This window comes from Streptomyces sp. NPDC091682, from assembly GCF_044756625.1.
Taxonomy (GTDB): Bacteria; Actinomycetota; Actinomycetes; order Streptomycetales; family Streptomycetaceae; genus Streptomyces.
Genome location: NZ_JBIVTH010000002.1, coordinates 215554 through 227488, shown reverse-complemented (window position 1 = coordinate 227488; position 11935 = coordinate 215554). Strand labels below are relative to the sequence as shown.

The 11935-nt window shown below is 73.3% G+C and carries 10 protein-coding genes; 8 read left to right on the top strand and 2 right to left on the bottom strand.

Annotation, left to right across the window (positions count from 1 at the left end; genetic code table 11):
* Positions 1-105 precede the first annotated feature (105 nt).
* Both ACIQK6_RS05425 and ACIQK6_RS05420 read right to left on the bottom strand, forming a co-directional pair.
* Positions 106-1530, bottom strand: a complete 1425-nt coding sequence (locus ACIQK6_RS05425) for an amino acid permease (RefSeq protein ID WP_329107425.1) — start codon at positions 1528-1530, stop codon at positions 106-108.
* Positions 1531-1791: 261 nt separating this feature from the next.
* Positions 1792-2772 (bottom strand): hypothetical protein, encoded by a 981-nt coding sequence (locus ACIQK6_RS05420; protein WP_329095887.1) that lies wholly within the window; start codon positions 2770-2772, stop codon positions 1792-1794.
* A gap of 403 nt (positions 2773-3175) precedes the next feature.
* Between ACIQK6_RS05420 and ACIQK6_RS05415 the strand changes: the two genes are divergently transcribed.
* The 8 genes from ACIQK6_RS05415 to ACIQK6_RS05380 all read left to right on the top strand — a co-directional run bounded on the left by ACIQK6_RS05415 (position 3176) and on the right by ACIQK6_RS05380 (position 11929).
* Positions 3176-4615 (top strand): FGGY family carbohydrate kinase, encoded by a 1440-nt coding sequence (locus ACIQK6_RS05415; protein ID WP_329095885.1) that lies wholly within the window; start codon positions 3176-3178, stop codon positions 4613-4615.
* Entirely contained in the window at positions 4612-6030 is a 1419-nt protein-coding gene (locus ACIQK6_RS05410) for an FAD-dependent oxidoreductase (RefSeq protein ID WP_329095883.1), read from the top strand. The genes ACIQK6_RS05415 and ACIQK6_RS05410 overlap by 4 nt, the downstream gene beginning before the upstream one ends.
* Entirely contained in the window at positions 6027-7223 is a 1197-nt protein-coding gene (locus tag ACIQK6_RS05405; RefSeq protein ID WP_329095881.1) for an FAD-dependent oxidoreductase, read from the top strand. The genes ACIQK6_RS05410 and ACIQK6_RS05405 overlap by 4 nt, the downstream gene beginning before the upstream one ends.
* 139 nt (positions 7224-7362) lie before the next feature.
* Positions 7363-8619 carry a hypothetical protein gene (locus tag ACIQK6_RS05400; protein ID WP_329095879.1) on the top strand — a complete coding sequence of 419 codons (1257 nt, stop codon included), beginning with the start codon at positions 7363-7365 and terminating at the stop codon, positions 8617-8619.
* On the top strand, positions 8616-9845 hold the full coding sequence (locus tag ACIQK6_RS05395) for a hypothetical protein (RefSeq protein WP_329095877.1): 1230 nt from the start codon (positions 8616-8618) through the stop codon (positions 9843-9845). Before ACIQK6_RS05400 ends, ACIQK6_RS05395 begins: the two co-directional genes overlap by 4 nt.
* A gap of 319 nt (positions 9846-10164) precedes the next feature.
* On the top strand, positions 10165-10317 hold the full coding sequence (locus ACIQK6_RS05390; protein WP_329095875.1) for a hypothetical protein: 153 nt from the start codon (positions 10165-10167) through the stop codon (positions 10315-10317).
* A 140-nt stretch (positions 10318-10457) separates the two neighbouring features.
* Complete coding sequence (locus ACIQK6_RS05385) at positions 10458-10967, top strand: nucleoside deaminase (protein WP_329095873.1); 510 nt, start codon at positions 10458-10460, stop codon at positions 10965-10967.
* 224 nt (positions 10968-11191) lie between these two features.
* Entirely contained in the window at positions 11192-11929 is a 738-nt protein-coding gene (locus ACIQK6_RS05380; RefSeq protein WP_329095871.1) for a CPBP family intramembrane glutamic endopeptidase, read from the top strand.
* Positions 11930-11935: the final 6 nt, after the last annotated feature.

Here is an 11935-nt window from a genome sequence, read left to right as displayed (position 1 = left end):
GTGTCCGGCAGCATCCGGTCGGCCGCCGCTGACCGGCCGTGCGCCGCAACCCGGTCGTCCGTCGACCGGGTTGCGGGCGCGGCCGGCCGGGCCGGCCGGCCCGGATCAGACGATGTCTTCGGCGATCTCCGCCTGCTCGCGGGCGTTGCCGTAGGCCGACGGGGTGCCGTACGAGCGGCGGGCGACGTACCACCAGACGCTGGCCAGGAGCAGGACCACCGCGAGGGCGATCACGGCGTAGTTCATCGTGTCGATGGTGACGGGGGACTTCTGGGGCAGACAGAACAGGACGGTGACGAGCGCCACCCACACGACTGCGGTCCAGCCGATCGGCTTGCTCCAGCGGCCCAGGTTCCAGGGGCCGGGCTCGAAGCGGTTGCCGGCGCGCAGGCGCAGGTAGATCGGGATGGCGTAGGCCGGGGTGATGCCGATGACGTTGATGGCGGTCACGGCCCCGTAGGCGGTGGCGGAGTGCAGGGAGGGGAGGGTCAGTACGGCCGCGACGGCGACGGAGAGCCATACGGCGGGCACCGGCGTCTGGGTCCGGCCGCTGACCTTGCGCCACAGGGCGGATCCGGGGAGCGCGTTGTCCCGGCTGAACGCGAAGACCATCCGGCTCGCGGCGGCGACCTCGGCGTTGCCGCAGAAGAGCTGCGCGACGATGACGACGAGGAGCAGGGCGGTGGCCCCGCCGGAGCCCAGCGCGTCGATGAAGATCTGGGCGGGCGGGACGCCGGTGGCGCTGTTCTGGACGGCCGCGTAGTCCTGGATGGCGAAGGTGAGGCCGGCGAGCAGGGCGAAACCGGCGATCCAGGAGACCCAGATGGCCCGGACGATGCCCTTCGCGGCGGAGACGGAGGCGTTGCTGGTCTCTTCCGAGAGGTGCGCGGAGGCGTCGTATCCGGAGAAGGTGTACTGGGCGAGCAGCAGGCCGACCGCCGCCACGTAGAACGGGTTGGCCCAGCCGGTGTCGTTGACGAACTCGGTGAAGACGAACGACGCCGACTGGTGGTTGTCGGGGATGAAGGCCAGGGCGCCGACGATCACCGCGACGCCGCCCAGGTGCCACCAGACGCTGATGGAGTTGAGCACGCTGACGAGGCGGACCCCGAAGAGGTTGAGCGCGGCGTGCAGCAGCAGGATGCACAGGAAGATCAGGAACGTGGATCCGGGCGTGGGCACGAACCCGAAGCGGAGGTTGAGGAAGGCGCCGGTGAACAGGGCCGCACCGTAGTCGATGCCGGCGATGGCGCCTAGCAGGCCGAGCAGGTTGAGCCAGCCCGTGTACCAGCCCCAGCGGCGTCCGCCGAGCCGGTCCGCCATGTAGTAGAGCGCGCCGGAGGTGGGGTAGGCGCTCGTGACCTCGGCCAGGGCGAGACCCACGCAGAGCACGAAGAGGCCCACGCCGGCCCAGCCCCACAGCATCACGGCCGGGCCGCCGGAGCCCATGCCGAACCCGTACAGCGTCATGCAGCCGGAGAGGACGGATATGACGGAGAAGCTGATGGCGAAGTTGCCGAAGCCGCCCATCCGGCGCGCGAGGACGGGCTGGTAGCCGAGTTCCCGCAGGCGCTGTTCCTCGTCCTGCTGGGGTGGGGCCTTGCGGTCCTGGCGGGCTGCCCATTCGGTTCTGGACACGGCGGTACCTCCGGGGGTCTGTGAAGCACGGGGACGGTGGAGCCTGGGGGTGCGGGTGGAGCTCGGGCGTGCGGGTGGAGCCTGGGGTGCGGGTGAGGCTTGGGTGGTGCGGGTGGAGAGAGGGGTCGGCGCCGTGGGGGAGGGCGGCGGGGGTCAGTTCCGGCCGGCCAGGCTGCGGGACCTGGCCTGCAGGAACACCTCCTCGGCCAGGGCGCGGTCGGCCGGGTCGCGGGTCCGGTGCGCCCACGGCAGGGTGGTCCAGTACGGGCCGATGGTGTCGAACACCCGGGCCGCCTCGTCGAACTGGAGGGCCCCCCACAGGGCATGGGCGAGCTGGTTCAGATCGAGCGGGGAGGCGTGCGGCAGATCGGCGTGGTGGAACCAGGTGTCCATGGCGTGGAGGGCGTCGCGGACGGCGTCCTCGGCGACCCAGTGCAGGTCGAGCGCCTTCTCCTGGCCGCGTTCGCGACGGTAGCGCTCGACCCGTACGTAGAGCGGCAGGACGTGTACGGGCGATCCCGGCGGGGCGGCGCTGGCGGCCCAGTGGACGAAGTTGGCGGCCTCGGAGAGCGGTCCGGGCGCGCCCGCGTACACGAACTGGAGCATGCGGTGGTAGGCCTCGCGGTTGTGCGGGTCGCGCTTGTCGACCTCCGCGAGGATGCCCCAGGGGCCGGGGGGCAGCATCGGGGCGGGTGGCGCGATCCGGTGCTCGGCCATCTGCCGCTGTTCGTCGAGGAGGGCGAGGGCGAGCAGGCAGACCCAGGGCACGGGGTCGGCGGGGTTGATGCGGGCGGCCTCACGGCAGGTCGACCAGGCTTCCTGCCACAGCTCGCCGGTGCGGGCGTGTCCGGCGCGGTGGGCGCGAACGGCCCGTTCGACGCAGACGCGCGTGTGCATCACGAGCGCGGCGACGCTGTTCGGTTGCTCGGCCCGCCAGGCCTGGACCACGTCGGATCCGGCGGACACGGCGGCGAGCACCTGCGTTCGCTGAGTCCACAGGCCCCAGTTGTCGGTGCGCTCCAGTAAGCGCGCCATGGAGACCCAGCGGCCGGTGCGCAGGTCCTGGGCGGCGGAACGCAGCTCCTTGTCGTGGCCGGCCGGGTGGTAGACGGGCCGGAAATCGCTGCCCGCCATCACCTCGTCCCGGTCGACGGGCGGCGGCCCGGGCGGGCGCGTTCTACGGTGGTCGTGATCATCAGTCCTCGGATCGCATGGAAGGTGGGTCCATCCGGCCGCCGACTGCCGTGGTGCAGCCGTGCCCGGTGCCAGGGATGCGTGAACCATGCGAGAACTGTCCGTCGAACCCCCGCCGTTGACCCACGGTCGATGTCGCTGCCCGTTGATCGGCGATCACTATATGGCGATCAGGAGCATACGCATCCAGTTCTATGTTCGAACGTAAGTATCAAGCCACGATCCTCATATGAGGATGCGTCAGTGACGGACGGCGGCCTCGGACGGATCTTGACGGGCGGCGTCGGCCGGTGCAGGCTTCCGGCGGACGTTCGATCAAGGCGACACCAGGGACGGAGTGGTGATGACGGGCCCGGTGCTCGCTGTCGATCAAGGCACCTCGGGGACCAAGGCGCTGGTCGTCTGTCCGGTGCGCGGGGTCATCGGATCCGGATCCGCCGCAGTACGGCCCCGCTACCTGCCGGGCGGCCGGGTCGAGGTCACCCCCGGCGAACTACTGGACTCGGTCGTCGACGCCGGACGCGCCGCGCTGGCGGCGGCGGGCGAGCCGGTGGTGGCGGTGGGCCTCGCCAACCAGGGCGAGACCGTCCTGGCCTGGGACCCGGCCACCGGCGAACCACTGACCGACGCGATCGTCTGGCAGGACCGGCGCGCCGAAGGGCTCTGCACCGAACTGGCCCCCCACGCGGCCTCTTTGCGGGAGGCGACCGGCCTGCCGCTCGACCCGTACTTCGCCGCCCCCAAGATGGCCTGGATACGCCGCCACCTGACCCGGCGCGGAGTCGTGACGACCAGCGACGTATGGCTGGTGCACCGCCTCACCGGCGCGTTCGTCACCGACGCGGCGACCGCCGGCCGCACCCAGCTGCTCGACCTCGACACCACCCGCTGGTCGGACGCGGCACTCGACGCCTTCGGCCTCGCGGGGGAGCGGCTGCCGGAGGTCGTCGACGCGGACACCCGCGTCGGCACCACCACCGCGTTCGGTCCCGAGCTGCCGCTGACGGGGCTGCTCGTGGACCAGCAGGCCGCACTGCTCGCCCAGAGCGTCACCGAAGCCGGTACCGCCAAGTGCACCTACGGCACGGGCGCGTTCCTCCTGGCGCAGACCGGCCCGCGCCCCCTGCGCAGCACCTCCGGGCTGGTCGGCTGCGTGGCCTGGCGGCTCGCCGGCCGGACCAGCTACTGCCTGGACGGGCAGGTGTACACGGCCGCCTCCGCCGTGCGCTGGCTCACCGATCTCGGAGTGATCTCCGGCGCCGCCGACATCGACACCGTGGGCGGGCGCGTTCCGGACGCCGGCGGCGTCACCTTCGTCCCCGCGCTCGCCGGGCTCGCCGCCCCGTGGTGGCGGGGCGACCTGCGGGGCTCGGTCACCGGTCTGGGTCTCGACACCACCGCCGGGCACCTGGTGCGCGCCCTGTGCGACGGCGTCGCCGCCCAGGTGGCGGAGCTCGCGGACGCGGTCGCGGCCGACCTGGGCGCCCCGCTCGCCGCCCTGCGCGTCGACGGCGGGCTGACCCGGTCCGCGCTGCTCATGCAGGCCCAGGCCGACCTCCTCGGGATCCCCGTGGAGGTCTCGGCGCTGCCGGACGTCACCGCGCTCGGCGTCGGCGCCGTCGCCCGGCTCGGGCTCGATCCCTCGCTCACCGTCGCCGAGGCCGTCCCGCAGTGGAAGCCGTCCGCCGTCTACGAGCCGCGGGCCGACGCGGCGGAGGCGACGGAGCGCCGCGCACGCTTCCGCGCGGCGGTCTCGGCCCTGCTCGGCGACGCACCGGCATGACCGTCTCCACCACCGCCACCACCGTCACGACCGGCGGCGCCCTGCCCGGCGGGGAGTACGACGTGACGGTCGTCGGTGCCGGCGTGGTGGGTGCGGCGATCGCCCGCGAACTGGCCCGGCTCCCGCTGCGGATCGCGCTGGTGGACGCCTCCGACGACGTCGGTGACGGCACCTCGAAGGCCAACACCGCCATCCTGCACACCGGTTTCGACGCGGTGCCCGATTCCCTGGAGTCCCGGCTCGTCCGGGAGGGCCACCGACTGCTCTCCGCGTACGCCGCCGAGAGCGGCATCCCGGTGGAGCCGCTCGGGGCGCTCCTCGTCGCCTGGGACGAGGAACAGGCGGCCGCACTACCGGGGCTCGCGGACAAGGCCGAACGCAACGGCTACCGCGCGGCCCGGATCATCGCGGCCGAGGAGGTGCGGGCCCGAGAGCCGGAGCTCGGCCCCGGGGCGCTGGGCGGCCTCCACGTGCCGGGGGAGTCCATCATCTGCCCCTGGACGACCACGCTCGCGTACGCCACGCAGGCCGTGCGCGCGGGCGTCGACCTCCACCTCAACTGCCGCGTCCAGAAGGTCACGTCGGGCGCAACGCACACCCTGGCCACGAGCCGGGGCCCGCTGCGCACCCGGCACCTGGTCAACGCGGCCGGTCTGTACGCCGACGAGATCGACCGGCTCCTCGGTCACGCGGACTTCGCCGTGACGCCCCGGCGCGGCCAACTCATCGTCTTCGACGAGCTCGCCCGCGACCTCGTACGGCACGTCCTGCTGCCCGTACCGAGCGCCCTCGGGAAGGGGGTGCTGGTGTCGCCGACGGTGTACGGGAACGTGATGCTCGGGCCGACCGCCGAGGACCTGGACGACAAGACGGACACCGGATCGACCGCCGAGGGGCTCGCCCTGCTGCGGGAGAAGGGCCGACGGATCCTGCCGGCCCTCCTGGAGGAGGAGGTCACGGCCGTCTACGCCGGCCTGCGGGCCGCCACCGGCGACGACGACTACGCGATCCGGGCCCACCCCGCGCAGCGGTACGTCACCGTGGGCGGGATCCGTTCGACGGGACTGACGGCCTCGATGGCGATCGCCGCCCACGTCGTGGAACTGCTCGCCGACGGCGGCCTGCCCGTGGCGGGGGCCCGGGAGCTGGAGCCGGTGCGGATGCCGAACCTGGGCGAGGCGTTCCTCAGGCCCTACCGCGATGCCGAGTTGATCGCACGGGACCCGGAGTACGGCCGGATCGTCTGCCACTGCGAGCGCGTGACGCGCGGGGAGATCCGCGACGCGCTGGCCTCGACCGTCCCGCCCGGTTCGCCGGACGGCCTGCGGCGGCGCACGCGCGCGCGGGGCGGCCGCTGCCAGGGCTTCCACTGCGGGGCCGCCGTCCGCTCGCTGTTCGAGGAGGCCCGCACGTGAGCCGTGACCGCACGGTCGACGTCCTGGTCGTCGGCGCCGGTCCCGCCGGGCTGGCCCTCGCCGCCCGCCTCGCGGGCGCGGGCGCGGGCCACGTCGAGGTCCTGGAGCGCGAGCAGGACGCGGGCGGAGTGCCGCGACACTGCCACCACGGCGGCTTCGGGGGGCCCGTACGCCCCTGGCTCACCGGACCGGCGTACGCGCGGCGCGCCGTGCGGGCGGCGACGGCGGCCGGGGCGACGGTCCGTACCGGTGTCAGCGCCACCGGCTGGGCCGGCCCGCTGACCTTGGAGACCACGAGCCCGGCGGGCCCGGAGCGGATCACGGCCCGGGCCGTCGTCCTCGCCACGGGCGCCCGCGAGCGCCCGCGCAGCGCCCGGCTGGTGCCCGGCTCCCGGCCGGCGGGCGTGCTGACCACCGGGGAGCTACAGCAGTCGGTCCACCTGTACGGACAGGACGTCGGCCGCAGGGCCGTCGTGGTGGGCGCCGAGCCGGTGGCCCGGCACGCCGTACGCACCCTGCGCCGGGCGGGAACGGAGGTGGTGGCCGTGGTCACGGAGCGCCCCCGTGCCGCCGCCGTGCCGGGAGTACCGCTGCTCACGGCCACGACGGTGGCCGAACTGCGCGGCCGGGGACGCCTGTCGGGCGTGGCCGTGCGCCACGAGGACGGCCGCTGCGGGGTCCTGGCGTGCGACACGGTGGTCTTCACCGGCGACTGGATCCCCGACCACGAGTTGGCGCGCCGCGGTGGCGTGGCCCTGGACCCGGGCACCCGCGGTCCTTCCGTGGACGCGTCCTTCCGTACGTCGACGGCGGGGGTGTTCGCGGTCGGCAACGCCCTGCACGGCGTCGAACCCGCTGCCACCGCGGCCGCGGAGGGTGAGGCTGCCGCGGCCCCGATCCTCGCCCGACTGTCGGGTGCACCGTGGCCGGATGCCGGTCCGCCGCTGGCCGTCCGGGCCCCGTTGCTGTGGGTGGCACCGAACCGGCTCAAGGACCTCGGGGGGCGGCCGATGCTGCTGCGGTCCGATGAGCCGCTGACCGCCCCGGTGCTGACGGCGGCCCAGGACGGCCGGCTCCTGTGGCGGCGGCGGTTCCCGGTCCGGGCGACGCCGTCGCGGTCGATGAGGCTGCCGGCGGGGTGGACGGACCGGGTCGACCGGTCGGGCGGCCCGGTCGTGCTGGCCGTCGGCTGACGGCCGCGCTCCCGGGCACGGAGGACGACGCCGGGCGCGCCGTCGACTACTTTCCGTGAATGTTTCGGATACTCTGTGTCACGACTCCCGTCGCTCACAACGTCACCTACGGGGCTGCGCCCCGTCAGGAGGTACCGACGTGCCGTTCTCCGCCCCCGGACTGGCCGACGACCTGACCCCCGATCTCCTGGACCACTGGAACAAGGAGATCGACCGCCAGTTCAGGCGCCTCGAGCCTGAACTGGGGAGCCAGTACTTCACCCTGGAGCCCGACGGTCCGACCGTCGACCGGGTGGCCGTCACTTGGTTCGGCAATCCGGCGGAGCCGGAGTTCTGCTTCGACGCCGCCACGGCCTGCACGCTGTCCGACTGGGGCGTGCGCGGCCGCCGCGCCCTGCACAACGAGTACTGCGAGTACGCGGTCATCAGCGCGACCGACACCGAGGGACGGATCCGCCCCAAGCGGGTGCAGGTCACCACCGAGCTCCCCGAGTACTACCTTATGCTCGCCGAGCACGCCCCGGCCCGCCTGCGGGAAATCCTCACCGGGACGCTCGGCACCGAACCCCGCTGGCAGGAACTCTACGGACCCGCCGTCGCGGACCCGCAGCTGCTCGCCCCGACCCAGCGCCGCGTGGCCTTCGCCCGCCACCTGACCGGCCACGGACAGCACACCGACCTGATCGACGCCGACGTCCCGGCCGAACCGGCGGGCTCCCTCAACGCGGTCAACGCCCTGTTCATGGCCCACCCCATCAACGGGCTGGACGACCTGATCTACATCGTGATGTTCGGCGCGAAGCCCTACGCCCGCCGGAACTCCGCGGGCGGCTTCGAACCGGCCGGACGGGACCAGATCTTCCGCCAGCAGCCCGGGCTCGAAGCCCTGTCCTGCCGCCACGCCGACCCGGCCGCCGCGCTGGCCGCGGCGGACGCCGCCTTCCACGGCCGGACCGTGTCCTTCGCCGACCCACTGGGCATGTACATCCAGCAGTTCACCTCCGAGGTCTTCCTCTTCGAGGGCGGCCCCGTCCCGGACCCGTGGATCCGGCTGGGCCGCGGCCAACAGGGGCTGACCCAGCGGCTGGAGTTCGGACCGGCTGACGACGACCCGCACTTCCTCGACGAGATCACCGTGGTGGAGGGCGATGCGGAGGAACCCCTGACCGGTGGCTACGAGGTCGTGCGCCAGGTACAGGTAGGCCCGATCGTCGCGCTCGGCGCACCGAGGCCCGTACCGCCCCGCGACTTCGTGGTCCTCGCCGACTCGCCCGGGCCCGTCCGCTGCCGGGACGCGCGCGTGTGCACCGACACCGTGGGGCCGCTTAAGGAAGCCTTCGAGGCCGAGGCCCTGCGACCCGCAGCCCCGGGCAGCCGCCCCCGGGGCGGGAGATGAGCGTCCTCCAGGACGGGATCTACCACGGGCCCGGCCGGCGCCCACCCGGCCATCTCGCGCTCGTCTTCCTGCGGGCCGACCCGGAGGCCGACGCCGCGGCCGTCGACGACGCGCTGCGCGAGGTGACCACGTTGCTGCGCGGCCTCGCCGACGGCGTCGTGCCGGAACTGCCGGGCCACCCGGTGCCGAGCGCCGGCCTGGAGTTCCTGCTCGGCTTCGGCCCGAAGGCGTTCGACATCGCCGGCGCGAAACTGCCCTGCCCGGCCGCACTCGGCCCGCGGCTGCGGTTCCGCTCGCCCCGCCCCACCGGCGGCGGGCCGCTGCTGGTCGGCGGGGGCCTGTCCTACGCGGCGGACGTCACCCGCAACGACGCCACGGAGGAGTTCTGCCTGCAGCTCACCGCGGACACCCAGCTCGCGGTCTCGCGCGCCGTGGTGGAGCTGTGGAAGCTGCTGCGCGGCGCGCGCACCGGCGACTCGCGGACGGCCACGCTGGAGATCGCGGGCATCCACACCGGATTCCAGCGCGACGACCGGCGCAGCTGGATCGGCTTCCACGACGGCGTGTCCAACCTGGAGAGCGCCGACCGGGAACGGGTCATCAGCATCGGAGCGGCCGACGCGGGCCCGGACCCGTGGACGATCGGCGGTACCTGCCTGGTCTTCGCCCGCCTCGCCGTCGACCTCGACCAGTGGCACCTCCTGCCGCGCGCGCAGCAGGAGCTCCTCGTCGGCCGGGACAAGCTCACCGGAGCCCCGCTCACCGGACGTGATGCCGACGGACGGCCCGTACCGGCCGCGGGCTGTCCGGTGACCGGAACCACCGAGGTGACGCAACCGGGCAACGAGGACTTCCTGGAGCCGGGGCCCACCGCCGATCCGGTGCTGCTCACCAGCCATGTGCGGCGGTCCAATCTGACCGGCACCGCCGACCCCGACCAGAGCGGCTCGCTGCGGGTGTTCCGGCAGGGGTACGAGTTCTTCGAACCGGTCGCGGCCGCCCCCGGCTTCCGGGCCGGGCTGAACTTCGTCGGCTTCCAGGACAGCCCCGAACGGGTGCTGCGCATCCTCACCCAGCGCGGCTGGCTGGGTGGCGTCAACTTCGGCGGGCAGCCCGGTCCGGACGGACCGGCCGGGCGGCTGCTGACGGTACGGGCGGCAGGTACGTATCTGGTCCCGCCCGTTCGGGACGGAGCCCCCTATCCCGGGGCCGAAGCGTTCGGCTGAACGACCGCCCACGCGCCGCCCTGGCAGTGCGCGACCACCGACCCGCGGGCCATTGGGACGTTCCGCTTCGCCCGCACCGGCCGGTTCGAGCGGACCTCTGTGCCAACGACCGCCTCCATCAGGAAGGTTCGCTTCTGGGTTGGTCCGCTGGACTATTGACCAGAGGCCATGTCGTGTCCGGGGAAGGGGTTTTGTAGATCTGTACGAAGAGTGGGTTTCAGCCAGCGGACGATTTCATGTCTTCCGTCCCTGCCTGACTCGGCCCGGTTGCCTGTCTACTCCTTCACACACGATGCAACGAAACGGGGGAGAGGCAGCCTTGAGCGAGACGTTGTCCGGACGGCTGCTCGCCGTGGCCCGGCTCGACCCGGGCGTCACCGTCACCGCGGAACTCGCCGTCCGCAATGCGCCGGGGGCGGACCTGTCCCGTGGCCCGGTCGCACCGGAGCACATCGCAGGCATCCGGCCGTAGCGAGCTCCCGCGGGTGCCGCCGACCGTGCCGATCCCCGGAAGCCGGCCTCGAAGCGGCACCCGCGAGCCCCACCCCTCGTCCCTGGTCCGCCCTCCAGGCGGGCAGCACACCAGGGAAATCCCCCACCGTCCCCTAAGGAGTGACCGTGACCGCGCACACCCAAGAAGCGAACATCCAGGACCTCAAGCGCACCTGGCTGGACGAGGCGATCAGACTCGCCACGAACAGCGTGGCGAACGGCGGCGGGCCGTTCGGCGCCCTGGTCGCCAAGGGCGGCGAGATCGTCGCGCTCGGGAACAACCGGGTCACCTCCACCCTGGACCCCACCGCCCACGCCGAGGTGAGCGCGATGCGTGCCGCCTGCAAGGAGCTCGACACGTTCTCGCTCGAAGGCTGCGTGTTGGTGACCTCGTGCGAACCGTGTCCGATGTGTCTTTCCTCGGCGCTGTGGGCGCGGGTCGACCGGATCGTCTTCGCCGCCGACCGGCACGACGCCGCAGTGGCCGGCTTCGACGACCGCAAGTTCTACGACCTGTTCGAGAAGCAGCCCGCGTCGAAGTGGCCGCTGGCGATCGAGCAGCTGGACCTGCCCAACCGCACGGAGCCCTTCGACGCGTGGGTGGCCAAGACCGACCGCATCGACTACTGAGGCAGCGGTCCTGGTCCGCCGTGGACCGACACCGAGTGGACCGGACCGACCGGACCACTGTGGACGCCGGAACTTTCCGGCACCGCAACACCAGGTGAACGAGCACGGACGGCAGTGAGGACCCCGCGGGCCGGCGCCCCCCCCGGGGTTGCGGCCGTCGTGTTCCGCGGCGACGGTGCAAGATGAGGGCGACTGACCTGTCGTCATGACCGAGGTGGGTTCTCATGCCCCGCAGCACCGCCGATGACGCCGGGCGGCGACACGATCGACGCCCGCGTCGCATCGGTACCTGGCCGGCCGTGGGGGTCACGGTGGTCGTCCTCGGCGCCGCCAACCTGGTCCTGCACCGCTGGACCGGTGCGTGGGGCCCGGTGACGGCCGTCGTGGTCAGCGGCCTGCTGCTCGGCGTGCTCCGCTGGGCCGGCGGCACCCCCGCGGACGCGGGTCTGGCCCGGGGCACGCTGGCCCGCGGTGCCCGTTGGGCGCTGGTCCTGATCGGCCTGGTCGGCGTCGTCTACCTGGCCGGGGCCCTGCTGCCGGCCACCAGGGGGCTGTTCGAAGACCGGCGGTACGACGCGATGGACGGCGGCGAGGTGCTGCTCCGCGTGTTCGTCCTGGTACCCGTCGGCACGGTCCTGGTGGAGGAGATCGCCTTCCGCGGCGTGCTCTACGGCCTCGTGGACCGCGTCCGCGGAGCGGTCTGGGCGACCGCCGTGTCGAGCCTGCTGTTCGGGCTGTGGCACGTGCTGCCGTCGCTGCACCTGGCGACTGCGAAACCGGCCGTGGGCTCGGTCGTCGGCCAGTCGGCGTTCGGGGCGGTGCTGGGCGCTGTGCTGTTCACGGCGGCGGCCGGCGTCCTGTTCTGCGAACTGCGCCGCCGCAGCGGCAGCCTGCTGGCTCCCATGGGCCTGCACTGGGCGGTCAACGCCTTCGGCTACCTCGTCGGGTACCTGCTGCGCTGACCGGCG

Excerpts from the sequence above, each read along its gene's own strand:
- ACIQK6_RS05425 (WP_329107425.1), bottom strand. The coding sequence starts at position 1,530 with ATGGGCGGCTTCGGCAACTTCGCCATCAGCTTCTCCGTCATATCCGTC.
- ACIQK6_RS05420 (WP_329095887.1), bottom strand. The coding sequence starts at position 2,772 with ATGGCGGGCAGCGATTTCCGGCCCGTCTACCACCCGGCCGGCCACGAC.
- ACIQK6_RS05415 (WP_329095885.1), top strand. The coding sequence starts at position 3,176 with ATGACGGGCCCGGTGCTCGCTGTCGATCAAGGCACCTCGGGGACCAAG.
- ACIQK6_RS05410 (WP_329095883.1), top strand. The coding sequence starts at position 4,612 with ATGACCGTCTCCACCACCGCCACCACCGTCACGACCGGCGGCGCCCTG.
- ACIQK6_RS05395 (WP_329095877.1), top strand. The coding sequence starts at position 8,616 with ATGAGCGTCCTCCAGGACGGGATCTACCACGGGCCCGGCCGGCGCCCA.
- ACIQK6_RS05380 (WP_329095871.1), top strand. The coding sequence starts at position 11,192 with ATGCCCCGCAGCACCGCCGATGACGCCGGGCGGCGACACGATCGACGC.